Origin of the sequence: Jidongwangia harbinensis (genome assembly GCF_020216025.1) — a bacterium.
Taxonomy (GTDB): Bacteria; Actinomycetota; Actinomycetes; order Mycobacteriales; family Micromonosporaceae; genus Actinoplanes; species Actinoplanes harbinensis.
In genome coordinates, this window is sequence record NZ_JAIWNC010000061.1 from 1 (window position 1) to 24,534 (window position 24,534).

Annotated in this window: 22 protein-coding genes; 9 read left to right on the forward strand and 13 right to left on the reverse strand. The window is 72.8% G+C overall.

Annotated features, from left to right (window positions below):
- Positions 1-499 (reverse strand): glycosyltransferase family 2 protein (locus LDL48_RS41240; RefSeq protein WP_225260641.1); only part of this gene is annotated, 499 nt, incomplete at its 3' end.
- A gap of 199 nt (positions 500-698) precedes the next feature.
- On the opposite strand from LDL48_RS41240, the gene LDL48_RS41245 reads away from it, so the two are divergent.
- Positions 699-2,525: an AMP-dependent synthetase/ligase gene (locus LDL48_RS41245; protein ID WP_225260642.1), complete on the forward strand. Its 1,827-nt coding sequence runs from the start codon at positions 699-701 to the stop codon at positions 2,523-2,525.
- Positions 2,526-2,534: 9 nt separating this feature from the next.
- Here the strand turns inward: LDL48_RS41245 and LDL48_RS41250 are convergent, their stop codons facing one another.
- Both LDL48_RS41250 and LDL48_RS41255 read right to left on the reverse strand, forming a co-directional pair.
- On the reverse strand, positions 2,535-3,896 hold the full coding sequence (locus LDL48_RS41250) for an MFS transporter (protein ID WP_225260643.1): 1,362 nt from the start codon (positions 3,894-3,896) through the stop codon (positions 2,535-2,537).
- 26 nt (positions 3,897-3,922) lie between these two features.
- On the reverse strand, positions 3,923-4,867 hold the full coding sequence (locus LDL48_RS41255; RefSeq protein WP_225260644.1) for an SDR family oxidoreductase: 945 nt from the start codon (positions 4,865-4,867) through the stop codon (positions 3,923-3,925).
- Between the two features lie 370 nt (positions 4,868-5,237).
- On the opposite strand from LDL48_RS41255, the gene LDL48_RS41260 reads away from it, so the two are divergent.
- From LDL48_RS41260 to LDL48_RS41275, 4 genes are read left to right on the forward strand one after another with little or no spacing between them, the layout of a single operon-like run.
- Positions 5,238-5,717 carry a (2Fe-2S)-binding protein gene (locus tag LDL48_RS41260; RefSeq protein WP_372472315.1) on the forward strand — a complete coding sequence of 160 codons (480 nt, stop codon included), beginning with the start codon at positions 5,238-5,240 and terminating at the stop codon, positions 5,715-5,717.
- Complete coding sequence (locus LDL48_RS41265) at positions 5,717-6,700, forward strand: FAD binding domain-containing protein (protein WP_225260645.1); 984 nt, start codon at positions 5,717-5,719, stop codon at positions 6,698-6,700. The genes LDL48_RS41260 and LDL48_RS41265 overlap by 1 nt, the downstream gene beginning before the upstream one ends.
- Entirely contained in the window at positions 6,693-7,832 is a 1,140-nt protein-coding gene (locus LDL48_RS44885; protein WP_225260646.1) for an XdhC family protein, read from the forward strand. Before LDL48_RS41265 ends, LDL48_RS44885 begins: the two co-directional genes overlap by 8 nt.
- Positions 7,829-10,087, forward strand: coding sequence for a xanthine dehydrogenase family protein molybdopterin-binding subunit (locus tag LDL48_RS41275; RefSeq protein ID WP_225260647.1), 2,259 nt, complete (start codon positions 7,829-7,831; stop codon positions 10,085-10,087). Before LDL48_RS44885 ends, LDL48_RS41275 begins: the two co-directional genes overlap by 4 nt.
- Here LDL48_RS41275 and LDL48_RS41280 read toward each other — a convergent pair.
- On the reverse strand, positions 10,077-10,919 hold the full coding sequence (locus LDL48_RS41280; RefSeq protein ID WP_225260648.1) for a helix-turn-helix transcriptional regulator: 843 nt from the start codon (positions 10,917-10,919) through the stop codon (positions 10,077-10,079). The genes LDL48_RS41275 and LDL48_RS41280 overlap by 11 nt on opposite strands.
- Positions 10,920-11,072: 153 nt before the next feature.
- Between LDL48_RS41280 and LDL48_RS41285 the strand changes: the two genes are divergently transcribed.
- Positions 11,073-11,633, forward strand: coding sequence for a hypothetical protein (locus tag LDL48_RS41285; RefSeq protein WP_225260649.1), 561 nt, complete (start codon positions 11,073-11,075; stop codon positions 11,631-11,633).
- A 4-nt stretch (positions 11,634-11,637) separates the two neighbouring features.
- On the opposite strand, the gene LDL48_RS41290 is transcribed toward LDL48_RS41285, so the two are convergent.
- Complete coding sequence (locus tag LDL48_RS41290) at positions 11,638-13,026, reverse strand: tryptophanase (protein ID WP_225260650.1); 1,389 nt, start codon at positions 13,024-13,026, stop codon at positions 11,638-11,640.
- 192 nt (positions 13,027-13,218) lie between these two features.
- Here LDL48_RS41290 and LDL48_RS41295 point away from each other — a divergent pair, with 192 nt between their 5' ends.
- Positions 13,219-14,103, forward strand: coding sequence for an SAM-dependent methyltransferase (locus LDL48_RS41295; protein WP_225260651.1), 885 nt, complete (start codon positions 13,219-13,221; stop codon positions 14,101-14,103).
- A 4-nt stretch (positions 14,104-14,107) separates the two neighbouring features.
- Here LDL48_RS41295 and LDL48_RS41300 read toward each other — a convergent pair whose 3' ends face one another.
- From LDL48_RS41300 to LDL48_RS41310, 3 genes are read right to left on the reverse strand one after another with little or no spacing between them, the layout of a single operon-like run.
- Positions 14,108-14,575, reverse strand: a complete 468-nt coding sequence (locus tag LDL48_RS41300; RefSeq protein ID WP_225260652.1) for a hypothetical protein — start codon at positions 14,573-14,575, stop codon at positions 14,108-14,110.
- Complete coding sequence (locus LDL48_RS41305) at positions 14,565-15,170, reverse strand: RNA polymerase sigma factor (RefSeq protein ID WP_225260653.1); 606 nt, start codon at positions 15,168-15,170, stop codon at positions 14,565-14,567. The genes LDL48_RS41300 and LDL48_RS41305 overlap by 11 nt, the downstream gene beginning before the upstream one ends.
- A gap of 26 nt (positions 15,171-15,196) precedes the next feature.
- Entirely contained in the window at positions 15,197-16,495 is a 1,299-nt protein-coding gene (locus LDL48_RS41310; protein ID WP_225260654.1) for a S8 family peptidase, read from the reverse strand.
- A 121-nt stretch (positions 16,496-16,616) separates the two neighbouring features.
- Between LDL48_RS41310 and LDL48_RS41315 the strand changes: the two genes are divergently transcribed.
- Positions 16,617-19,259 carry a CHAT domain-containing protein gene (locus LDL48_RS41315; RefSeq protein ID WP_225260655.1) on the forward strand — a complete coding sequence of 881 codons (2,643 nt, stop codon included), beginning with the start codon at positions 16,617-16,619 and terminating at the stop codon, positions 19,257-19,259.
- Between the two features lie 237 nt (positions 19,260-19,496).
- A complete protein-coding gene (locus tag LDL48_RS41320) occupies positions 19,497-21,065 on the forward strand; it encodes a DUF6345 domain-containing protein (RefSeq protein WP_225260656.1) in 1,569 nt (522 codons plus the stop codon).
- On the opposite strand, the gene LDL48_RS41325 is transcribed toward LDL48_RS41320, so the two are convergent.
- The 5 genes from LDL48_RS41325 to LDL48_RS41345 form a co-directional block, all read right to left on the reverse strand.
- The gene (locus LDL48_RS41325; protein WP_225260657.1) at positions 21,038-21,856 is read right to left on the reverse strand and encodes an AfsR/SARP family transcriptional regulator; all 819 of its coding nucleotides are present in this window, start codon (positions 21,854-21,856) and stop codon (positions 21,038-21,040) included. The genes LDL48_RS41320 and LDL48_RS41325 overlap by 28 nt on opposite strands.
- A gap of 95 nt (positions 21,857-21,951) precedes the next feature.
- Entirely contained in the window at positions 21,952-22,590 is a 639-nt protein-coding gene (locus tag LDL48_RS41330) for a hypothetical protein (RefSeq protein ID WP_225260658.1), read from the reverse strand.
- Positions 22,591-22,618: 28 nt separating this feature from the next.
- Positions 22,619-23,215 (reverse strand): M57 family metalloprotease, encoded by a 597-nt coding sequence (locus tag LDL48_RS41335; RefSeq protein ID WP_225260659.1) that lies wholly within the window; start codon positions 23,213-23,215, stop codon positions 22,619-22,621.
- Positions 23,216-23,406: 191 nt separating this feature from the next.
- On the reverse strand, positions 23,407-24,192 hold the full coding sequence (locus LDL48_RS41340; protein WP_225260660.1) for a permease prefix domain 1-containing protein: 786 nt from the start codon (positions 24,190-24,192) through the stop codon (positions 23,407-23,409).
- Positions 24,189-24,521: a helix-turn-helix transcriptional regulator gene (locus LDL48_RS41345; protein WP_225260661.1), complete on the reverse strand. Its 333-nt coding sequence runs from the start codon at positions 24,519-24,521 to the stop codon at positions 24,189-24,191. Before LDL48_RS41345 ends, LDL48_RS41340 begins: the two co-directional genes overlap by 4 nt.
- Positions 24,522-24,534: the final 13 nt, after the last annotated feature.

A 24,534-nucleotide genomic window follows, 5' to 3' on the forward strand; every position in this document is an offset into this window, starting at 1 on the left:
TGGTGTCGGTGACGGGTGCGTTGTCGACGACCAGGATGCGGTAGCCGGGGTAGTCCTGGGTGAGCAGGCTGTCCAGGCATCGGGCCAGGGCGTCGGGTCGTTCCCGGGTGCAGACCACCACGGTGATCGGTGGGGCGTCGGCGAGGACCTCGCGGCGGCGGGCCAGGAACGCCGGCTCGGTGTCCGGGGTGATGCCGTCGACCGGCAGGGCGGTCAGGCCGTACCCGGCCAGCTTCGGCGCCAGCGCGGCACCCAGCTCGGCGTCGATCACGGCGGCCAGGTCGGCCGGCCCCAGACCCTGCTCCGGTACGTCGGTCAGCACCGTACCCAGGGGTTCGGTGAACAGCCGGACCAGCGCCCACGCCTGCCGCACCCGCCGGCCGTCCGGCCCGACCGCGGCCACCGCCGGCAGCGGGTCGGCGACGTCGAGGTCGAGGACCGTCGCGGGCAGCACCTCGCCGGTCATCGTCGCCATGGGCCCGGCGGGCGATGCCGCCACGGTCCGGTACGCACCTGTCGCCCTCCTGCGTCGTCGCCGAACTCGAACCAGGGACCCGGCACGGGTGGGACCGGACGCACCCCGTACCCGGACTCTAACCAGCCGCGGCGGAGGTTTTCGCAGGATCATCCAAAGACCCGTCGAGCCTCGCAGCGGGTCCGCGCGATGCGGCACGCTGGGCGGCGGAGGTGGCGACCGGATGGCACTGGATATCCCGTACCGCTCGATTCCCGACATGTTCTTCCAGCGGGTCGCGGCCACCCCGGACCGGCCGGCGTTCGCGCACTCGGCCGCCGACGACTCGGGACCGGTCTGGTTGACCTGGGCACAGATGCGCGAGCGGGCGGTCGCGATCGCCGCCGGGCTGCGCGGCCTGGGCGTCGGGGCGGAGGACCGGGTGGCGATCCTGGCCGGCACCCGGATCGACTGGGTCGTCGCCGACCTCGGGGTGATGTGTGCCGGCGCGGCCACCACCACGGTGTACCCGACCACCGAGCCGGAGGACGCGGCGTTCATCGTCGGTGACTCCGGTTCCCGGGTGGTCATCGCCGAGAACCCGGCCCAGGCCGGGAAGATCGCGGGTGCCGCCCTGCCCGCGCTCACCCACGTCGTGCTGATCGACGGCACACCGGACCCGGCGGCCACGCCGCCACAGCTGACGCTCACCGAGCTGGCGGCGCGCGGCACCGCGGCCCTCGCCACCGAGCCGGACCTGATCGAGCGGATCGTCGCGGGCATCGAACCGGGCCACCTCGCCACGTTGATCTACACGTCCGGCACCACCGGGCGCCCCAAGGGCGTGGAGCTGCTGCACCGCGGCTGGTGCTGGGCGGCGGTCGCGCAGAGCGGGCTCGGCCTGATGGAACCGGGCGACCTGCACTACCTGTGGCTGCCCCTGTCCCACTCGTTCGGCAAGTCGCTGCTCTGCGGCGTCACCCACGTGGGACTACCCACCTATGTGGACGGACGGGTGGACCGGCTGATCGACAACCTCGCGGTCGTCCGGCCGACCATCATGTGCGCACCGCCCCGGGTGTACGAGAAGGTCTACAACCGGATCGTCATCGCCGCGCAGCAGGCCGGCGGCGCCCGGGCACGGATCTTCGCCTGGGCGGTGCGCACCGGCCGGAAGAAGGTCGCGCTGGAGACGCTCGGCGAGCCGGTTCCGCGCGGCCTGCGGGTGCGTCACGCGGCCGCCCACACGCTGGTCTTCGCCAAACTGCACGCCCGTCTCGGCGGGCGGATGCGGGTGCTGGTCGCCGGTGCGGCCGCGGTCTCCGTACCGCTCGGCGAGTTCTTCGCCGCGGCCGGCCTGCCGATCAGCGAGGGGTACGGGCTCACCGAGTCGAGCGCCGGCGTCTTCGTCAACCGCCCCGGGGCGGTCCGGATCGGCACCTGCGGCACGGCGCTGGGCGATGTGGAATGCCGGATCGCCGCCGACGGTGAGGTCCTGCTGCGCGGCGCACCCGTGATGCGGGGCTACCACCACCTGCCGGCGGAGACGGCGGCGGTGTTCACCGACGACGGGTTCTTCCGCACCGGCGACATCGGTGAACTCTCCGCCGACGGGTACCTCACCATCACCGACCGGAAGAAGGACCTGGTGAAGACGTCCGGCGGCAAGTACATCGCGCCGTCGTACATCGAGGGCGTGTTCAAGTCGCTGTGCCCGTACACCTCGCAGGCGGTCGTCGTCGGTCAGGGCCGCAACTACTGCACGATGCTGATCTCGCTCGACCCGGACGCCGTCGCCGGGTGGGCGGCCGGCGGACCGCTGGCCGGCCGCCCGTACCGGGAGGTGGTGGCGTCGGCGCCGGTGCGCGCGCTGATCGGTGGCTACGTCGACCAGCTCAACGCGGGGCTCAACCGCTGGGAGACGATCAAGAACTTCACCATCCTGCCCCGCGACCTCAGCATCGAGAACGGCGAGCTGACACCGTCGCTCAAGATCAAGCGGCGGGACACGGAAGCGCACTTCGCCGGCGAGATCGACCGGATGTACGAGGGCGCCGTCGCGCAGATGTGACCACCGCGCTCAGTGCGGCAGCCGGGCGTGGCCCCGGTCCGCCGGTCCGGCGGCGTCGCGGTGTCCGGCCAGGTCGTTCAGTACCTCGGAGGCGGCGAGTTCGTCCCGTGCGGCCAGCTGGTCGAACCCGGTGACCGCGGGGTAGGCGTAGGGGCCCAGCGTGGCGATGAGGATCGCGCCGATGACCAGGATGCCGACGAGCACCGGGATGACCGGGTCGTAGGAGCCCAGCACGTCGTACCCCAGTCCGAGCAGCAGCGGCCCGAGCGCGGAGCCGAGCAGGAACGCGGCCTGGACCGGGCCGAGGATGCGGCCGAAGTCGCGGGTGCCGAGATACCGGGTGATGAGCACGGCGAGCAGGTCGCCCTCGACGCCGAAGGCGAGGCCGATGAAGGCGACCGCGACGGCCGCGCCGGCGAACGGCGGATGCAGGAAGAACAGGCCCGCCACGGGTGCAAGGATCACGATCGGGCCCACCACGGAGCCGTGCACGCGGTCGATGACGAAGCCGCCGACCACCCGGCCGACCAACGACGCCAGCCCGAACACGACCAGGAGGGAACCCGCGTCGGCACTGCTCAGCCCGCGGTCGGTCAGCATCGGCACGAGGTGCACCTGCAGCCCGATGACGACCACGCCGACCAGGCCCAGCCCCACGGCGATACCCCAGAACTGCCGGGTACGGACCGACTCGCGGAACGTCAGTCCGGGGAGCCGGAGACCGACGTCCCGGCCCTCCTCGTGGGTCTGGAGCACGAGTCGCCCGCGGACGTGCCGTTCCGCCCGGGCGCGAACGAACACGGTGACCATGGTGACCGACACGACCGCGGCGATCAGCGCCATGATGCCGTACGCCGGCCGCCACCCGACGCTGTCGATGAGCGCGCCGGCCAGCACCGGGGCGAGCGCGGCGCCCAGGCTGATGATGCCGGTCACGACGCCGATGGCGAGGGCGCGGTTGTTGTCGAACCAGCTCACCACGGCCCGGGCGGCGGGGACCGTGGTGCCGGCCCCGAAGAACCCCACGAAGAAGCAGGGGATGAGGTAGACCGGTGCGACCGGTGGTACCAGCGCGATCATTGCCATCGAGACCGCGAACAGCACGAATCCGGGTACCAGGAGGTACCGCGCGGCGAAGCGGTCCACCAGCCGGGCCACGATGAGCAGGCCGATCGCCATCCCGACCGCGGCGACCGAGTAGGCGCCGGTGACGGTGGTGCGGCTGAAGCCGGTCTCCTCGACGATCGGCGCCACGAACAGGCCGATGGTGGCCAGGTACATCTGGGGACCGACGGCACCGGCGGTGCCGCCACCGACGACCACCCACCAGGGGCTCCGGGGCTGAGCTGGGCGGTGGGCGAGGGTACTCACGTGCGGGCTCCTCGGGTGGTGGTCGGTCAGGCCGTGACGAACGCGGTTCTGGTGAGCCGCTCGGAGGCCTCCCAGAGCCGGGTGGCCTCCTCGACGCTGCGCAGCGGCGCGTACATCCGCTGTTCGGCCGGCCGCCCGCCGAGGTTGCCGGGGCCGCTGGGGCCGTAGAGGGCGCCGGGCTTGGCGCCCGGATCGGTCGCGGCCATCAGGGCGGGCAGTGCGGCGGTCTCGACGGTGCCCAGCAGGATGCCGTGGGCCGACATCGCCCGGATCAGCCGGTACTGGGGAACGGCCTGGTCGCGGCCGAGTTCCGGCCGGGCGGCCAGGAGGCTGGTGGGAGCCACCCCGGGGTGCGAGAGGTTGCTGGTGATGCCCCAGCCGTGTGCCGCGCTGCGCCGCTGCAGCTCCAGGCCGAACAGTCCGAACGCGATCTTGGATTGACGGTAGGCGCGCATGACGTGGTACGAGCGCTCCCAGTTCAGGTCGTCCCAGTTGATCCCTCCGCGGCTGGCGGCCACGCTGACCTGCGAGGTCACCCGGGCGCGGCCGGCCCGCAGCAGCGGGAGGAGATGGCCGACCAGGGCGAAATGGCCGAGGTGGTTGGTGCCGAGCTGCACCTCGAACCCGTCGGCCGTGGTCTGCCGGTTCGGTGGCCGCATCACCCCGGCGTTGTTGATCAGGAGATGGATCGGGTGGCCCTCCGCGCGGAGCGTGCTGCCGAGGGCCGCGACCGATGCCAGCGACGACAGGTCCAGGTCGCGCACCGAGACCTTCGCGTCCGGGTGACTCTGCCGGATCCGGGAGACCGCGGCGGCGCCCTTGCGCAGGTTGCGTACCGGAATGATCACCTCCGCGCCGGCCGCGGCCAGCCGGGTGGCCATGCCCAGGCCCATGCCGTCGCTCGCGCCGGTGATCACGGCGCGCTGTCCGGACAGGTCGGGGACGGTGATGTCGATCGGGGTGCGGGGCATCGTCGTGCTCCTTGCCGTTGTCGTTGCCGGGAGCCGGCCGGGGTCATGGTGTCGATCATCGAGGCGCGGTGCGGACCTATCCAGGGCCTGCCGATCACAGGCTGGCCAGGTCACCGCCCCCGGATGGGGGGATCGACAGACCCTGGCAACCGTCGATCCGTGCGGCGACGCTGGCACCGCACCGGCGAGCCCGTCGTGCCGGTGCACCCGTCCGGACGCCCGAACCCGAAGGATTCCGATGAGCCCACGAGAAGACGAAGGCCAGAGCCGGCCGGGTGTGTCCCGGCGAGGCGTACTGGGTGGCGGCGTCGCCGTCGCCGTGGCCGCGCCGCTGCTGACGACGGTCGCGGACGCCTCCGGTGCCGTCGACGTGGAGCCGGCCGCGCCGGTCACGGTGCGGGTCGAGGTCAACGGCCGTGCGCACACGCTCGAGGTGGATCCGCGGGTCACCCTGCTGGACGCCCTGCGGGAGAGGATGGGCCTGACGGGTACGAAGAAGGGCTGCGACCGCGGCCAGTGCGGCGCGTGCACCGTCCACGTGGACGGCCGGCGGGTGCTGTCCTGCCTGACGCTGGCGGCCACCACGAACGGGCGCGAGGTCACCACGATCGAAGGTCTCGCCCGCGGCGACCGGCTGCATCCGATGCAGCAGGCGTTCATCGAGCGCGACGGTCTGCAGTGTGGTTTCTGCACCCCCGGGCAGATCATGTCGGCGGTCGGCATGGTCCAGGAGGGACACGCGGACTCCGACGCCGAGATCCGGGAACGCATGTCGGGCAACCTCTGCCGGTGCAGCTGCTATCCGCGCATCGTGGACGCCGTCCGGGACGCGCAGAAGGTGATGCGCTGATGCGCGGGTACGCCTACAGCCAGCCGCGTTCGGTGCGCGAGGCGCTGGCCGGCGCCGGGCCGGGCACCGCGTTCCTGGCCGGCGGCACCACCCTGGTCGACCTGATGAAGCTCGACGTGATGGCACCGGACCGGGTGGTCGACATCAACCGGCTTCCGTTGCGCGGCATCACGCTGGACCGCGACGGGCTGCACCTCGGCGCGCTGGAGCGGATGAGCGACGTCGCCGCCGACCGGCAGGTCCGCCGGGACTATCCGGTGATCGCTCAGGCGCTGGAGCTGAGCGCTTCCGGCCAGTTGCGCAACATGGCGAGCATCGGCGGAAACCTGTTGCAGCGCACGCGCTGCGGCTACTTCCGGGACGTCACGACGGCCTGCAACAAGCGGGAGCCGGGCAGCGGATGCTCGGCGCTGACCGGGTTCCACCGGACCCACGCGATCCTCGGCACGAGCGACGCCTGCGTGGCGACGCATCCCAGCGACCTGGCCGTCGCCCTGGTGGCGCTCGGCACCCAGGTGCGGCTGACCTCGGCACGCGGCGTCCGCACCGTGCCGCTCGACAGCTTCTACGCCCTGCCCGGCGGCACGCCGCACGTGGAGAACGTGCGGCAACCCGGCGAACTCCTCACCGGTGTCACGGTTCCCCGGTCCCGGGCCGCGGCGCACTCGCTCTACCTGAAGATCCGGGACCGGCAGTCGTACGAGTTCGCCCTGGCGTCGGCCGCCGTCGGTCTCGAACTGAGCGGCCGGACCATCACCCAGGCCAGGATCGCGGCCGGCGGGGTGGGCACCCGGCCGTGGCGGCTGCCTGCGGTGGAACGGGCCCTGACCGGCCGGCCGGCCACCGCCGAAACGTTCGAGGCGGCGGTCGCCCACGCCGCGGACGGCGCACGGGAGCTGCCGCACAACCGGTTCAAGCCCGCGCTGCTGCGGCGCACCCTGATCCGGGCCCTCACCACGCTGCAGGAACGCGGCCGTGCTTGAGCTCGCCGCGGAGCTTCTCGAGCGCGTCCGCCGCCGGACGCCGTTCGTGGCGGCAACCGTCACCCGGGTGGACGGCAGCGCCCCCCGCCGGCCGGGCGCGTCGCTGGTGGTGGACGCGGACGGCGCCGTGCTGGGCAACGTCTCCGGTGGCTGCGTCGACGCCGCGGTCTACGCGGCCTGTCACGACATGCTGACCGTCGACGCCCGGCCGAGGGTCGTACGGTTCGGCTACCACGACGACGACGCCTTCGCCGTCGGGCTCACCTGTGGCGGCACCATCGAGCTGCTGTTGCGCCGCCACGATCCGGGTGCCGAGCCGGAGCTCGAGTCGGCCCTCGCCGATGCCGCGCGGAACAGGCCGGTCGCCGTGGGCGCGGTCGTGGCCGGCCCGGAGGAGCGCCTCGGCCGGTTGATCGTGGTGCGGCCCGGGCAGCGGGCCGAGGGCTCCCTCGGCGACGGACAGCTCGATCGGGCCGCCGTCGTCCACGCGACCGGTCTGCTGCACGCCGGGCGTACCGCCGCGGTGCAGATCGGGGTGGGCGACGGCTACTGCGGCGAGCCGATGTCGATGCTGGTGGAGAGCAACACCCCGGCCCCGCGGATGCTCGTCTTCGGGGCGATCGACCACGCCGCGGCGCTGGCCCGCATCGGTGCGTTCCTCGGCTACCGGGTGACCGTCTGCGACGCGCGGGCCACCTTCGCCACCCCGGATCGATTCCCGGACGCCGACGAGGTGGTCGTCGACTGGCCGCACCGCTATCTGCAGGCGCAGCTGCTGCCCGGCAGCGCGGTCATCTGCGTGCTCACCCACGAGGCGAAGTTCGACGTGCCGCTGCTCACCGCCGCGCTGAGGCTGCCGGTGGCCTACGTCGGCGCCATGGGGTCGCGGCGCACCCACGAGCAGCGCCTGGCGCGGCTGCGCGAGGCGGGCCTGACCGACCGGGAACTCGACCGGCTGCACTCGCCGATCGGGCTCGACCTCGGCGCGCGTACCCCGCAGGAGACCGCGCTGTCGATCGCCGCGGAGATCGTCGCGCACCGGTACGGCGGCACCGGAGTGCCGCTGCGCACCGGCGTACCCCCGCATCATCCCGTCCCGTCACCGCTGGCGTTCAGTCAGGAGTCACGATGACCGTTTCACCACTCGGACGCGAGATCGATCGCGTCGAAGGCCGGTCGAAAGTCACCGGCGCCGCCGCGTACGCGGCCGACCATCCGATCCCGGACGTGGCCTACGCGTACGTGGTCACCAGCACCGTCGCGAAGGGGCAGATCCTGGCGATGGACACCGCCGCCGCGCTGGACGCCCCCGGTGTCCTGGAGGTGTACGGCCCGGACCGCAACCTGGGCCTGGTCACGCCGGCGCCCGGGACGCAGGCGGCGCTCGTCGAGAACTACGCGCCCCTGCAGGACCGCCGGGTCCGCTACCGCGGGCAGGCCATCGCCGTGGTCGTCGCCGAGACGTTCGAGCAGGCGCGTGACGCCGCGGCGCTGGTCACCACGACCTACCAGGCGGAGTCGGCGAACCTCTCGATCAAGGCCGGCAGTCCCGGCGTCACCCCCCAGCTGCCGCCCCCTCTCGCACCGCCCGATCTCACGATTCTCGCCCCCGGCGTCGGCTCGATCGAGGCCGCGCTGGCGGCGAGCGCGGTCGTCGTCGAGGCCACCTTCCACCAGCCGGTGCAGCACCACGTCGCGATGGAGCCGCATGCCGCGATCGCGGTGTGGAGCGGCGCCACGGTGACCGTCTACACCGGGTCGCAGGCGCCGGTGATGGCCACCCAGCTGCTCGCGGCCCGGCTCGGCATCCCGCCCCAGTCGGTGCGGGTGGTGTGCACGAACACCGGCGGCGGCTTCGGCAGCCGGGTGCGGTCGTGGAACGACTCGGTGCTGGCCGCCGGCGCCGCCCGCAGACTGGGCCGACCGGTCAAGCTGGTGATGACCCGGGAGCAGGTGTTCACCATGGTGGGACGCCGGGGTCAGGTGAACCACACGGTCCGGCTCGGCGCGTCCCGCTCCGGGGTCCTCAACGCGGTCAGCCACGACTCCGACGCCGAGCTGCCGGCGGTCGGTGGATGGCCCCTGCTGCCCGCGGCGGACACCACGGACGCGCTGTACCAGACCCCGAACCTGCACATCCGCCAGCGGTTCGTCCCGCTCGATCTGCCGCCCACCTGGGCCATGCGCGGACCCAACGAGGCACCCGGGTCGTTCGCGCTGGAGACCGCCATGGACGAGCTGGCCGTGGCCACCGGCGTCGACCCGGTCGAGCTCCGCCTGCGCAACTACGCGACGGTCATGCCCGGCACCGGCAAGGCGTTCTCGAGCAAGCACCTCGACGAGTGCTACCGCGTCGGTGCCCGGCGTTTCGGCTGGTCGGCCCGCCGGGCGAAGCCGCGGAGCCGTACCGACGGGCAGTGGCTGATCGGCATGGGGATGGCCACCGCCATCTACCCGGGCAACCGCTCGCCGGTCACCGCCGGGGTCGAACTGCGCCACGACGACACCGCCGTGGTGTCCAGCGCGACCAGCGACATGGGCACCGGCCTGCTCACCGTGCTGGCGATCACCGGCGCCCACCGCCTCGGCATCCCGGTGCGGAAGGTGACTCCCCGCCTCGGCGACTCGACCCTGCCGCCGGGCGCGGTCGCCGCCGCCTCCCAGGCGACCGCCAGCACCGTGCCGTCGGTGGTGGCCGCCGCCGACGACGTCATCGCCGCACTCACCGACCTCGCGGTGACCGATGCCCGCTCACCCTGGCACGGCGCCGATCCCCGGGACCTGACCTACCGCAACGGCAGCCTGCACGGCGGCGGACGGTCGATGACGTTCGGGCGCCTCCTGGCCGCGGTCGGCAGGGAGGGTCTGCTCGCGGAGACCCGGACGGAGCTGCCCGCGGAGACGGCCGCGCGGTACGAGTTCCACAGCTTCGGCGCCCATTTCTGCGAGGTCCGGGTCAACCGGTTCACCGGAGAACCCCGGGTCACCCGCTTCACCACGGTGGTGGACGCCGGCCGGGTGGTCAACGCCCAGGCCGCCCGCAGCCAGCTCGTCGGCGGCGTCATCTTCGGCATCGGCCAGGCGCTGCTGGAGGACAACCCGCTCGAGCTCGACACCGGTCGCCTCGCCGCTTCGAACCTGGCCGACTACATGGTGCCGGTCAACGCCGACATCCCCGACATCGACGTGCACTGGCTCGACCGGCCCGACCCCCAGGTCGGCGGCCTCGGCACCCGTGGTCTCGGGGAGCTCGGCACGGTCGGCTCGGCCGCGGCCGTCGGCAACGCCATCTTCAACGCCACCGGCATCCGGCGCCACGACCTGCCCATCACGCTCGACAAGCTGCTGCCGGGGTCGGACCCGGCCGGGGAGGCGGCTACGAGCTGACGGTCTGCGGCCCGATGACCGAGAGGAGCTGGAGTTTCTCGTAGCTCTCGGTGCCCGGGACCGCCGTGAAGACGAGGAGGATGTGTGACTGGGCCGGGTCCACCAGGTGCTGACAGGCGAGTTCGAGCAGCCCCAGTTCCGGGTGGATGAAGCGTTTGCCCTCGTCGAAGGCCAGGCCCACCTGGTGGTCCGCCCACAGCGCGGCGAATTCCGGGCTCCGGGAGAGCAGCAGATCCGCGAGGTGGGCGGCTCGGGAGCCGGGACCGCGCAGCGTGGCCACCCGGCGCGCCCCGGCGGCGAAGACACGGGACATCTGCTGGTGGTCATCGGGGTGGTAGAGGGCGCGGGTGGCGGGATCGGTGAACCAGCGGTACCCGATGCTGCGGGCCGGTCCGGTGAACCCGGTGAGGTCGCCGGTGAGGGCGATCCCGAGCGGCGTCTGGCGGAGGGTCTCGCCGAGTTCGGTGACGATCTCGGCGGGGCTGTCGGTCAGCCGGTCGAAGATGCGCAGCAGACCGGGGCTGATGTGTTCGCTGGTCGTACCCCGGGTGGGTGGATTGTGACCGGCGAGGCGGAAGAGGTGGTCGCGTTCGTCGAGGGAGAGGTGCAGGCCCTGGGCGATGGAGGCGATCAGGCCCTCGGAGGGGTGCGGCCCGCGTTCCCGCTCGAGGCGGCTGTAGTAGTCGGTGGAGAGGTGGCAGAGGGCGGCGACCTCCTCGCGGCGCAGCCCGCTGGTGCGGCGGCGCTGGCCGCGCGGCAGGCCGACGTCCTCGGGTTGCAGTGCTTCTCGACGGCGGCGCAGGAACTCGGCGAGGCCGGCTCGATCGATCATGACTGCTTCCTCCAGCGACGGTACTGACCGGGCACCTGATCGGCGCTATCGCCGTTGTACCGCGAATGGCCGGACGCCAGCCACGGATCGCTGATCCCCCCATGCTGTTCGGTCCCATCGGACTAATAGTGTTTAATCGGACATGTGAAGCTTATGAGGACGCTTGCGCTCGGCGCCGCGGCGCTCACGGGTTCCGCCGCCCTCACCGTCGCGGCCCCGACCGCCGCCCACGCCGCGGTCGACCCGCAGGCCGCCATGACGGCCTGCCGCCTGGGCGTCGGCGGGTCCACCGCCCGGCTGCACCTGGCTCCGCAGAGTCTCGGCGTGTACGTGGGTTCCCCCGGCGCACCGCTGCAGACTCAGATCGCCGACGGGGCCGTCGTCCGGGTGACCGCCACCGGGCGGATCAGCTACGGCGGCATCTTCAACTGGCGCGGCACCTGGGGACCGGACGGGAACGGGCAGTCCGCGCCGTTCGACAGCTGGTGGCCGTACCCCGGCGGTCCGGACGCGGCGCTCGTCGGCCAGTGGAACCACACCGGCGCGCGCACCCGGATCGGGTCGAACAGCGGCTGCCTGTACGTACCGCGGCGCACCATCGCCAGCGCGCCGTACGGCCTCTGGCTCAAGGCCAACGACGACTACCGCCACCTCGGCGACAACGGCGACGTGGGGTACGCCATCACGGTCAGCGCCTGGCTGTACTACGGCTGAGCGGCTACTCGACCGGTGCCATCCGGACCTTGAACGGGCGCAGGATCGCCGGCGCCGAGACGATGCGGTAGCCCGGCACCTCCGCGGCGCGCTTCGCGATGTCGCTGATCACCGCGGCCACGTACCGGAAGTGGTCGTCGGTGTAGACCCGCCGGGGAATCGCGAGCCGGACCAGCTCGAACGGCGCGGGCCGGACGACCCGGAACTGGTCGTCCAGGGTGCCCAGGTACAGCGAGCCGACCTCGGCGCAGCGGATGCCGCCGTCCAGGTAGAGCTGGCAGCCGAGCGCGTGGCCGGGGAACTGGTGCGGTTGCAGGTGCGGCAGGAGCCGCCCGGCGTTGAGGTAGAGCGCGTGGATGCCGGCCGGCTGGACGGTGTCCACACCGGCGTCGTTGATCATCGCGGCGAGCCGGGCGGTGGACGCGGCACGCGACCGCAGGTACGCCGGCTCGACCACCTCACGCAGGCCCTGCGCGAGGCGTTCCAGGTCGTGGCCGGCCAGCCCGCCGTAGGTGGAGAAGCCCTCGGTGGCGATGAGGTTGGCCTCGCACCTGGCGTGCAGTTCGGCGTCGCGCAGGCCGATGAAGGCGCCGATCGACGCCAGGCCGTCCTTCTTCAGGCTGGCGATGCACCCGTCCGCGAGCCCGAACGCCTCGGTCGCGACGTCGCGGGGACTCCGGCCGTGATGGTCGGGCTCGCGCTGGGTGATCAGCCAGGCGTTCTCGGCGAAGCGGGCGGCGTCGAGGAAGAACGGCACGCCGTGCCGCCGGGCCAGCTCGGCGGCGGCGCGCAGGTTGGCCATGGACACCGGCTGGGCGCCGAGACCGTTGTTGGTGATGGTCATCAGCACCAGGCCGACGCGGTGCCCGTCCGGGCCGGCGAGGACCTCCGCCAGCCGCTCCAGGTCGATGTTGCCCTTGAACGGTGCCGGCTCGTCCAGATCCAGCGCCTCCGGACAGGGCAGGTCCACCGCCTGTGCGCCGGCGAGTTCGACGTTGGCGTGGGTGGTGTCGAAGTGGGTGTTCGAGACGCAGATCTGACCGGGCTTGAGCAGGGTGCCGAACACGATCCGCTCACCGGCGCGGCCCTGGTGCACCGGGAGGATGTGCGGGTAGCCGGTCAGGTCGGCCACCTCGTCGCGGAAGCGGAACCAGGACCGGGCGCCGGCGTACGACTCGTCGCTGCGCGCGGCGGCGGCCTCCTGCTCGGCCGAGGTGGCCCCGGTGCCCGAGTCGGACAGCAGGTCGATCGTCACCTGGTCGGCGCGCAGGCCGAACGGGTTGAAGCCGGCGTCGTCCATCGCCCGGCGGCGCTCCTGGGCGCTGAGGAAGGGGATCGGCTCGACGACCTTGGTTCGGTACGGTGGCAGAGCCTCCGCCAGGTCTTTGGCCACGCTCATCACTCCTCGGCACCGGGGCTTGACGCGCGTTCCGGTCCACGCATCGGGTGGATCATCTCATCCGACCGTCCTCGGCGGACAGTTACCGCGATCACCTCGACGCCGGGCGATATCCCGGCATGATGGTCGGCGCGGGGCGTGCCGCCCCCGGGCCGCACCGGCCACCGCCACGTCAGGGAAGGCAGTATGACCAGCACCGAGACTCCCCACGAGACGCTAGTCCGCCGGTTCTACGACGACGCCGCGGTCGGCGGTGAGGGGGCCGGCGAGGCCTACACCGCGCTGATGGAGGAGGTCTGGCACCACGGCGACCTGGCCGCCGACCGGGACGGCGTGTCCCCGCTCGAGGCGGCGGTCCGGATGGAACGGCAGCTGATGACGATCGCCGGGGTGGGGCCCGGCGACCACGTCCTGGACTTCGGCTCCGGTCCCGGCGGCGCCACCGTGAACATGGCGGAGATGACCGGAGCGACGTTCGTCGGTGTCTCCAACAGCGAGTCGCTCAGTCAGCGCGCCCGCCGGCACGCCGCGGACCGGGGACTGCGGAACCTGGCCCGGTTCGCGACCATCGGCGACCTGGACTACCGGGACCTGGCGCTGTGGCCCGACGCCAGCTTCGACGCGGTCACGTTCTTCGAGTCGGTCTGCCACCTGCCGGACAAGGCGGCCTTCTTCCGGGCCGCGGCCCGGACACTGAAGCCGGGCGGCCGGCTGGTCGGGCTGGACTGGCTGCAGCGGCCGTTCGGCGAGCATCAGAGCGAGGAGCAGATCCGGGCCTTCATCGACCCGGTCTGCGAGCACATCCGGCTGGCCCCCGGTGGGCTGGGCACCCTGGAGGGGTACGCCGAGCTGATGCGCGCGGCCGGCCTGCGGGTCACCCACGCCGTGGACGCGTTCCCCGGCGAGCCGTGCTGGGGCAGCACGCCGCCGGAGGACCGGGAGGCGTGGCTGACCTACAGCGGCCCGTCGGGCGACGTCTTCCAGCGCGGCAAGCGGGCACTGGACGCCGCCCGCGGTGCCGGCGTGTTCACCGTGGGCTGGTGGGCCGCCACCCGGCCGGCCACGGTCTGACGCGTTACGGGGCGATGAGCCCGGTCATGATGTCCAACCCGGACGTCGTCACGCACCGCAAGCGGAAGGCGGTGGCCGGCACCGGGCGGATGGCGAAGAAGCCCATCTCGTCCACCTGGGTGGTGGCCACCGCCGACTCGCCCGACACCTGGGCCGACGCGGTGCCCGGCTGGGGCGGCAGGACCTGGCCCAGCACGGCGTCGTCGGTGATCTCGATCTCGATGGTGAGTTCGGTCGTCGCGTAGGTGAGTGCCCGCAGGGACGCGTCCTGGGCGGCCCGCATCGCGCCGACCGGCTCGGGCCCGGCCAACGACGAGTCGTAGGTCAGGTCCGCCAGTTCCGCGTCGATGTTGTACCAGGCGTATGCCGCCTTGCCGGCCTCGACGAATCGGGGCGGCACCTCCTCGGCGCTGCGCAACGCCTCTTTCAGCGCCGCGAACAGTCGCTCGTCGTCAGCCCAGTCACCGGTCACCGGTGCCACCGCCTCCCGTGTTGTCAGCTCCGGCCTCGATCAGGGCCACCAGTGCGGGACAGTTCCGCAGCCGTTCCAGGCACCGGGCCCGGATCGGCCCGACGCTGCCCTGGGGCATCCCCAGTCTGACGCTGATCACGCCGTACGGCACCGGTGGATCCTGCATCAGTAACGACAGCATGTGCTGGCACCGCGGCGACAACTGGGCGAACGCCTCGCGCAGCGCGACTTTGCGCTCGTACGCGAGGATCGCCTCGTCGATGTCGTGCTGCACGGTGACCTCGTCGGCCCGCTCGGCGACCGTGTCGGCCGGCGTGACCCGCTGCGTGACCCGCAGCACCCGGAGACACTCGCGGCGCGTGGTGGTCATGAGCCACCCCGCCAGCGCCGCCGGTACGCGGATTCGGGGCAGCTGCTCGACCAGGCGCAACCAGACGTTCTGGCCGACGTCCTCGGCGTCCGAGGGGGAGAGGCGGTAGCCCTTGCAGATCGACCACACCAGGGGCGCGTACCGGTCGACCAGCCTGTTCCAGGCCTGGACGTCACCGTCCCGCGCCGCCGTGACCATGGCGATGACCTCGGGATCGTCGCGCACCACACACCTCCGCGCACCGATGAGTCCTAGGAGTAGATCCGGCCGTACCGGCGGCGCCACTTGGCGGCCAGCCGGCGGGCGAGGGCACCCGGGTCGCCGCCGCCGGCCCGGGCGGCCAGTTCGCCCACGAAGCGGGCGGCCGCGAACGAGGTGCCGCTCCACCTGGCGTAGCGGTTGTCGAGATAGGTGCTGCGCACCCGCACCCCGGGCCGGGCGATGTCCAGCCATGGTGAGCTGCCCGGCTTGGGACTGAACCCGGCGAGTTCGCCCAGCGGCCCTTCCGCACCGACCGCGGTCACCTCGTGCCGGGCGGCCGGGTAGGCGGCGGCGTTGCGCAGCAGTTCCGGCCTGCTGGAGTTGCCGTGGTTGCCGGCCGACGCGACGAGTGCGCGGCCCGGGCGGGCCAGCTGCTGCATCGCGGCCGCGAGCACCAGGGGCGCCCGGCCGTCGGTGGTGTAGGCGGCCCACGGCATGTGCACGATGCCGACCGGCCGGTCGCTGCGGTCGTCGTCGGCCAGGAACGCGGCGATCTTCTGCGCGGCCGCCCAGACATCGGCCTGGCCGTCCGCGTCCAGCACCGGCACGCTGACGATCTCGGCGCCCGGGGCCCGCCGCAGGATGAGCCCGGCGCCGAACGTGCCGTGCCCGGTCATCAGCCCCCGTGGGTACCGGTCGGTCTTGACCGCGAAGCCCTTGTGCCGGAGCTTGGCGAACTCGCGATGGTGGTAGATCACCGTGTCCATGACGCAGATCCGCACCCCGGCTCCCGCGTCGCCGGACCCGATCAGCGGGGAACCGTCGCCGGCCGCGAGCACGGTCAGGCCGCCGCCGCCGATCTCGCCACCGCCACCCCCGATCTCGCCACCGCCGCCGCCGATCTCGCCGCCCCCGCCACCGATCTCGCCGCCGCCGCCGATTTCTCCGCCACTGCCGCCGATCTCACCGACCGCCTCGGTGTTGTTGATGATGCGGTTCTTGCCCATCGTCGGGATGTATCCGGCATACCGGTAGGCGAAGTCGAAGCGCAGGCGGAACATCAGCAGTTCCAGATCGGAGATCGGCTCCGGCTGCGTGCCAGCCGGCCGTGCGGTGCCGGCCACCGACTCGGCGTGCCTGGTCAGATAGACGTTGCGGCGGGTCGGCAGGATCTCGATCGGCAGCTTCGGCAGCTCCAGTTTGACCAGCCCGAGGCGGCGGATCTTGTCGGTGCCGCCGATGGTGATGCCCAGGCCGCGCAGGGCGGACACCACCACGGGGAGATCGCCCGCGGCGACGATGATCTCGTCGTCGCGGTGGGCGGTATCCTGCCGCTTGTTCCCTGCCATCTAATCAACCCTCTCCGGGTCACCCCATGCCGGTACGCTCGCTATGTACGGAGACGCCCGCACCGCCAGAGATACACCTGATGTCGTTCCGAATTGACGCACTGCGATCGACCTCGCATTAATGGATGAAACGACCATTCTGGACGCTCGGGAGGCGCTTCGGCTCGCGGACTCGGATCCGCGCCGCGCCGCCGCTCAGGCTGCGGCCGTCCTGGCCCGGGCCCGCGCCGCGCACGACCACGCCGCCGCGGCCGTCGCGCAACGCGCGCTGGGGCTGGCCGCGATGCACGTCGAGGACCTCGACGTCGCGCTGAGCCACCTGCGCGGCGCCATCCGGCACGGCCGGCGCGCCAACTCGCCGCTGCTGGCCGCCGAGGCCCGGATGACGCTGGCCTTCGTGCTCAACCGGCGGGGCCGCTCCCGGACCGCCTCGGCCGAGATCGACACCGCCATCCGGGACCTGGACGGCGTGCCCCGGGCCCGCGCCGAGGCCCAGCGCGGCGCGATCATGCACCAGCTGGGACGGTTCGACGAGGCGCTGTCCAGCTATCAGCGGGCACTGCCGGTCCTGCGCAAGGCCGGCGACGAGCTGTGGATGCTGCGAGTGCTGTCCAACCGGGGCCTGCTGCACGCGCATCGGCAGGAGTTCGCGGTGGCCGAGACCGACCTGCGCGAGGCCGAGCAGCTGAGCCGGAGCCTGGACCTCGGCCTGTGGTCCGCCTTCGTCCAGCAGAACCTCGGCCAGGTCAGCGCCCTGCGCGGCGATGTGCCGGCCGCGTTGAACTACCTGCACCTGGCCGAGCAGCGCCTCGGTTCGCTGCGGTCCAAGGCTGGACCGCTGCTGGTCGACCGCAGCGAGTTGCTGCTCTCGGTGCGGCTGGCGGCCGAGGCCCGGGAGGCCGCGGAACAGGCGGTCGCGGCGTTCGAGGCGGAGCGCCGCAGCATCGCCGTACCGGAGGTGCGGCTGCTGCTGGCCCGGGCGGCCACCGTGGAGGGCGACGTGGCCACCACGCTGCTGCAGGCCGAGCGGGCCGAGCGGGAGTTCGCCCGCCAGCAGCGGCCACAGTGGTCCATCCTGGCCCGGCTGATGGTGCTGACCGCCCGGGCGGCCACGCCGGACCGGCACCGGGTGCGGGTCGGCCAGGTGGAACGGTGCATCGGGCCGCTGGTCGAGGCCGGTTGGCCGGCCGCCGCTCTCGAGGCCCGGCTGCTCGCCGCGCGTCTCGCCTTCGACCGGGGCCAGATCAGGCGCGCGCTGGATCACCTGGAACTGGCCGGACGGGCGCGGCGCCGCGGCCCGGCCACCCTGCGCGCCCGCGGCTGGTACGCCCAGGCCCAGTTGCGCCTCGCCACCGGCAACAAGCGCGGCGCGACCACGGCGGTCCGGGCCGGGTTGCGCATCCTGGACGAGCACCGGGCCACCCTGGGCGCCACCGACCTGCGCGCCCACGCCTCCGGGCACCGCGTCGAGCTGGTCGATCTCGGTCTGCGCATCGCCCTCACCGATGGCCGGCCGGGCCAGATCTTCGCCTGGGCCGAGCGGGGCCGGGCGAGCCACCTGCTGCTGCGTCCCGCCCGGCCCACCGACGACCCGGTGCTTGCCGACCTGCTGGCCGAACTGCGCGTCACCGTGGCCCAGATCATCGCCGGCGGCAAGGCCGGGAGCAGCGTCACCCGCCTGGTCCAGCGGCAGGTGAGCCTGGAAAGACGGATCCGCGATCACAGCCGGTTGCAGCGCAAGGGGATCGACGGCAACCCGGTCGACCCGGTCCGGCTGAGCGAACTGGCCCGCGACCTGGGCGACGCCGCCCTGCTGGAGTTCGTCATCCACGACGGCACGCTGCACGTGCTCAGCGTCGTCGGCGGCCGGGTCCGGCTGCACCGGATCGGCCCGGTCGACGCCGTCCGGGAGCTGGTCGACCGGGTCACGTTCACCCTGCGCCGGCTCGGTCACCCGGCGGCGAGCCACGCCAGCCGCTCCGCCGCCTCGGCCCTGCTGCGCCGGTCGGCGACGGCCCTCGACGAGCTGGTCCTCGGCGCCACGGCGGCCGAGGCGGGCGACCGGCCTCTGGTGGTCATTCCGACCGGGGCGCTGCAGTCGTTGCCGTGGTCGGTGCTGCCGTCCTGCGTGGGCCGGCCAGTGACGGTGGCGCCCTCGGCGACCCTGTGGCACCAGGCCGCCGCGGCGTCGGCGGAACCGATGCCGCGCCGGGTGGCGGTCGGTTTCGGGCTGCCCGGCGCCGTGATCGAGGCCGAGACCGTGGGCGCCCTGCACCGGACCGCCGCCCTGGTCGACGAGGCCGCCACGGTCGGCGCGGTGACCCGGGCGATGAACGGCGCCGGGCTGGCGCACATCGCCGCGCACGGCCGGGTGCAGCCGCAGAATCCGCTGTTCTCCTCGTTGATGCTCGCCGACGGGCCGCTCACCGTGTACGACATCGAGCGCCTCGACCGGATGCCCCGGATGGTCATCCTGGCCGCCTGTGACAGCGGGCGCACGGTGGTCCGGGCGGGCGACGAGCTGCTGGGCATCAGCGCCACCCTGCTGTCCCGGGGCGCCCGGCAGGTGATCGCCTCGGTGGTGCCGGTGCCCGACGTGGAGACGGCGCCGATGATGGTCGCCTTCCACGAGCTGCTGCTGGCCGGGCGCCAGGCCCCGCAGGCCCTGGCCGAGGTGCAGAAACGGTTCACCGGTGAGGACACCGCGGGTGCGGCGGCCGCGGCCGGCTTCGTCTGTGTCGGCGCCGCCGCGACGATCGGATGACGCGGGCGCGGGACCCGCCGCGGCCGGATGGCCGAAAGGTCGGACCGGCGTAACTGTCCGCTATCGGTCAGTGGCGCCGGTCCGTTGGGCGATTCGCGCCTTTCGGCAGCACTTTTCCCCATAATTTGCCGTGGCGCCGACCGGTGCCGTCCGCATCTGAACGGGGGAAGCATGCCATCGGCCACACAAGACAGACGACCGCTCCGGGTGGGCCTCGCCGCGCTGGGGGTGGCCGCCGTGACCGGCCCGCTCGCGCTGGCCGCGCCGCCCGCGGCGGCCGCCGTCGAGTCGCCCACGCTGCCGGTGTACGCGGTGCGCTCCGCGGGGCTCACCGCCGAGCAGGCGACCACGCTCGCCAAGGCACTCGGGATCAAGCAGCAGCGGATCCTCGCCGCCGACGGGAGCGTGCGGTTCGCCGACGAGAAGCAGTTCCTCGCCGTGCCGACCAAGGCCGGCAAGCGCGGCCGGGACGAGGACGGCAACGCCACCACCGCCGCCGTGCTGAACACCGCCGCGCTGAAGCGGCTGCGCCCGCTCGCCGCCAAGTCCGCACTGGACCGGACCGCCCGCGCGCTGCGGACCGCGAAGATCGCGGTGGCCGGCCGCGCCACCACCGGGCACACCACGCTGACCACGGTGGACAAGCGCGGCCGGACGACCACCGGCGCGAAGCTCGACACCACGGTCTCGTACTCGTTCACGCTCAACGGGTTGCCGCTGCAGGGACCGGGCGCCAAGGTCCGGGTGGCGTACAACGCGAAGGGCGCCGTCACCGGTCTGTCGCTGAGCACCCGTACCCTCGTGCCGACCGGCGCCGTCGAGGTGCTGGACCCGGCGGCCGCGCTGCGCCGGTGCGCCGTCGCGTTCGGCGCGGCCGTCCAGGTCCGCACCGCACAGCCGGCCTACTGGGCGCCGGCGCTGGCCGCCAAGGTGGCCACCCTGGCGCCGAGCTTCCGCTGCACCGGCGTGCTGGCCGACGGCAGCGCGGCCCAGGTGGTGTTCGTCCCGGCAGCGGTGAACGCGACGCTGCCGGAGGCGCCACCGGCACCGCAGAACCGCCCGCAGGAGACCCCCGGCGCGCTGGCCCGGGCGTACGGCCGCGCCGACGTCGGCAGCGAGGGCACCGGACCGTGTTCCGGCCTGCCGCACACCGGCGCCAACCTGGCGACGTTCAACAACGAGTTCTCCGGCCGGGGCATCCCGGTGGAATTCAGCTGGCTCAACCAGAACGCCTGGGAGCAGGACTTCAAGGACCCGTCGAAGGGCGGCGACGACAGCGACTGGACCGACCACGTCGACATGACGTACTGGCAGGGGCACGGCGCGCCGACCGGCTTCAGCTTCTCCGGCTGCAGCAGCAACGACGACACCTTCCTGGCGCACACCGACGCCCGCTGGGGCAACGGTGACGTGGAATGGATGAGCCTGTTCACCTGCCTGATCCTGGAGCAGACCTCCGGCGGCAAGAGCTGGTGGCAGCGCTGGGGCCCGGCGTTCGACGGCCTGCACCAGATCAACAGCTTCCACACCGTCTCGTACCACAGCGCGGTGCACGGCGGCATCTACGCGAACTACCTGCTGCGCTCGCCGTTCCTGTGGTGGAACAAGCCGATGCCGGTCCGCTCGGCCTGGGCCCAGGCGTCCATCGACGACCAGCCCGACGACGTCGTATGGGCCAGCATGGGCGCGATCGGCCCGGGTGGCGCGGTCAACCTGAACGACTACTTCTGGAACAAGGGTGCGGTCGGCCCGGACATCCCGGCGGCGCAGACCACCGGCTACTGGTACCTCTCCGGCCTGTCCTGAGCCGTCCCATCCGATCCCGTGGCGTTCCGCCGGAACGGCACGGGATCGGATTCCGGGCGGATCAGCATCGTGGCGTCCGGTGGCGTCACGTCGATCTCCCGCATGGCGGCGGCGTACCGGGTGAACGCCCGGCGTGCCTCGCCGTGGCGGCCGTCGCACACCAGCGCCCGCACCAGCGACCGGTGCGCGTCCTCGTCGTAGGGATCCTTCGCCAGCAGGCGCAACAGGTAGTGAGCGCTGTGATCGACGTCGCCGGCCGCGCGCAGGAGCCGGGCCAGCATGCGTACCCCGCCGAGGTAGCCGGCCCGGGCCTCCTCCCGCAGCGGTTGCGCCCAGCCGGCGTAGGGCATGTCGTCGAACGGATCGCCGCGGTACATGTCCTCGACCGTCATCAGCAGGCGCACCGCCCGGGTTCGGTCTCCCCGGTCGGCCTGTGCCCGGGCGGCGGCCACACCGGTGAGGAAGACGTCCGCGTCCACCTCGGTCTCGGCCGGGTCGAGACGCACCGCGTCGCGGTCGGCCCGCAGGACGCCGGGGTGCCGGCCGGGCGCCGGGCCGCCGAGCACCGCCCGCACCAGCGACAGCAGGTTCGACAGCCGATGGCCGGCGCGGGCGGACGGGTCGTCGGGCCACAACAGGTGAGTCAGTTCTTCCCGCGGTACCGCCCGTCCGCGCCGGGCGACGAGTATCAGCAGCAGTTCCCGGGCCTTGCGGGACTGCCAGGCCGCGCTCGGGACCGGGGTGCCACCGATCAGCACCTCGAAGTGCCCCAGAACCTTGACGGTGACCATGACTACACGGTGCCGGGTGCGGTTCACGCGAACGGCACAGGTCCTTCACGGCCGGCGATCGCACCCGGGCCGGGTGCGATCGCGGAACGGCGGATTCAGACCCGGGCGAGCCGGTCGGCGAGCTGGTCGACCGATCGCACCGGGCCGAGTCCGGCCGTCAGGGAACTGGCCGGGGCCTCGTCGGTGAGCGGGGTGTCCACCGCGGCGCGGGTGGTGCCCGCCCACAGGCCGGCGGAGTTCACCAGGCGGTACCGCCCGGCTTCCGCTCCGCCCTTGTGCCGCAGGAACATCAGCGCCTCGCCGCGCGGCAGTTCGGCGTTGAACGCGGCCGCCTGCTTCGCGGCGTCCGCCGGCTGGTACGGCAGCAGGAACTCGACCGCGACGGATCCACCAAGGTCGCGCCCACTGACCTGGCGCCGCACGTCGACGACGGCACTGCCGTACACGACGACGTCGAGGGGATGGTCGCCCCGGACCGTGCGGCTCACCCCGAAGGAGACGACGCGGCCCATGACGATCGCGTCGGCGGAACGCTTCATCGCGGCAAGGGAGTCGTAGTGCTCCGCCTCGGAAGCCTCCAGCCGCAGCATGGCGAAGGAGTCGGCCGAGCGGGCCGCCGACCCGGTCGCGACGGCGCGCTCGCTGACGACGTACGACACCACCAGGGTCAGGGCGGCCATCAGGGTGACAGCCGCTACCAGAATGCGGTTCGCGGTGACTGATCGGGAAATCATGGCGGAGAACCTCCTGTTCTCTCGGTCGTCAGTACCGGGTGTTGAGATGGCCACGGTCGTGCGTGGTGGTGATGGTGGCCGGGCTGGCCGCGGCGAACATGCACGAGCTGGTCTCGGTGGAGTGCCGCAGTCCGACCGCGTGACCCAGCTCGTGACAGGCCAGGTTGTTGACGTCCCAGGTGTAGGTCTGGTTCAGGCGGACGTAGGACAGCGAACAGGTCTGGTTCGGATGCGACCCGGAGACGGTGCCCGCGCAGGCGTTCCAGCCGTTGACCCCGTTCCTCCCGTACGGCGTATCGAACACACAGGCGTCGTGCGACGCGGCCGCGCAGGAACCCGTGATGGCGAAGGCGTCCAGGTCGGTCACGTTGTAGTCGTCCTCCACCGAGGCCCGGAGCGCGGGCAGGTTCCTGTCGGGTTCCAGGCTCATCAGCCCGACGTTCCAGAAGCGGTCCGGGGTGAACCACACCCCGTTGGTGATGCCATCGGTTCCGGGGGTGCCCGTCGAGCCGAAGTTGGTCGCCGAAGCGGGTGATCCGGCCATCCCCAGGATCACCGCCACGGCCAGGAGTGCACCGGTGAACCGGGCGACGGTTCCGCGCGAACTCCGTCCTGTTGCGATCAAGGATCTCTCCTCTCTTCCGCCCCCACGCGGCTACGGCCGGCCGTGGGAGACCGTTGTGGTGCCCGCTGCCGGGAACCCGGCCGAGCGGATCGGCCGGAACCAACTGTCGGCGGCCGCGTCCGCGTGCCGTCACGGTTTCCTCACGTCGGCATGCCAGACCGGGGCGGTGCCCGAAGGACGTCAGGCCGTCGTCATGTCCTGCGCGGGCGCGCCCGGACGTGGCGGGCCGCGGCGACGCCGATCACGGCCGCGAGCAAGCCCGCCGTGAGATGACTGAGCGCCCAGTTCTGCGCCTGCGGGAAGGCTCCGGAGATGCCGTAGAACGCCAGTACCGGTGCGGCGAGACCGAACGGCACCGCGAGGCCGAGCCCGAACACGACCGGCGCCGGTGTCCACGCCGCCGACCCCAGCACGGTGGTGCGCCGGACGAGCAGCCACGCCACCAGGATGAGCGCGCCGCCGACGGCCACCCACGGATAGGTGTCGCGGTCGCCGCCCTGCGGTACGAGGTGGAGATACTCGCGGTACCGGGTGAAGCAGTCGGCCGCCGGATCCGGCGGCACCCAGGGCCGGCCGCACATGTCGGGCCGGCCGCCGAACCCGTCGGTGGCGATCAGGAGCCGGGTCCACGGCCACCCGAGCAGCCAGGTCAGCACGCCGCTGCCGCCCCACCAGAGCAGGACCAGCCCGACCGCGAGCCAGGTGCCGGTGAGCAGCGGGCGCAGTGCCGCCCGGATGGCGCGTGCGGGCGCCGGAACGTGCCGGACGACGCTGGTCACCGTGCCGAACCGGGCGATCGCCTCCCGCTCGGCGGTCGCCGCGTCCAGGCCCCGGGCGCGGCCGTCCGCCGCGGCGGTCAGCAGATGACCCTCCGCCTCGGCCAGCAGCCGGCGTCCGGCGGATCCGGTGCCGGCCAGGCGGTCGAACATCTCGTCGAGATACTGCTCCACCGGCCCGTCGCCGGTCGGGGCGGTCATGCCGTCGCCCGGGTCGCGGCCGGCCCGATCACGGCCTGTACGCCGGTCACGAACCGGCGCCACTCGCTCTGTTTGGCCGTCCGGGCATGCCGGCCGTCAGTGGTCAGTTCGTAGACGCGGCGCCGTCGCGGCGTCGCCTGCTCCCACCGGCTGATCACCAGCCCGGCCCGCTCCAACCGGTGCAGTGCCGGGTAGACCGTGCCCTCCGGCACGTCGAAGACGCCCTCGGAGCGCTCGCGCAGCGCGGTGATCACGGCATAGCCGTGCACCGGCCCGGCATCGGCCAGCACGGCCAGCAGCAACAGATCGAGATGACCTTTGACATCCATACCTAGAGAACCT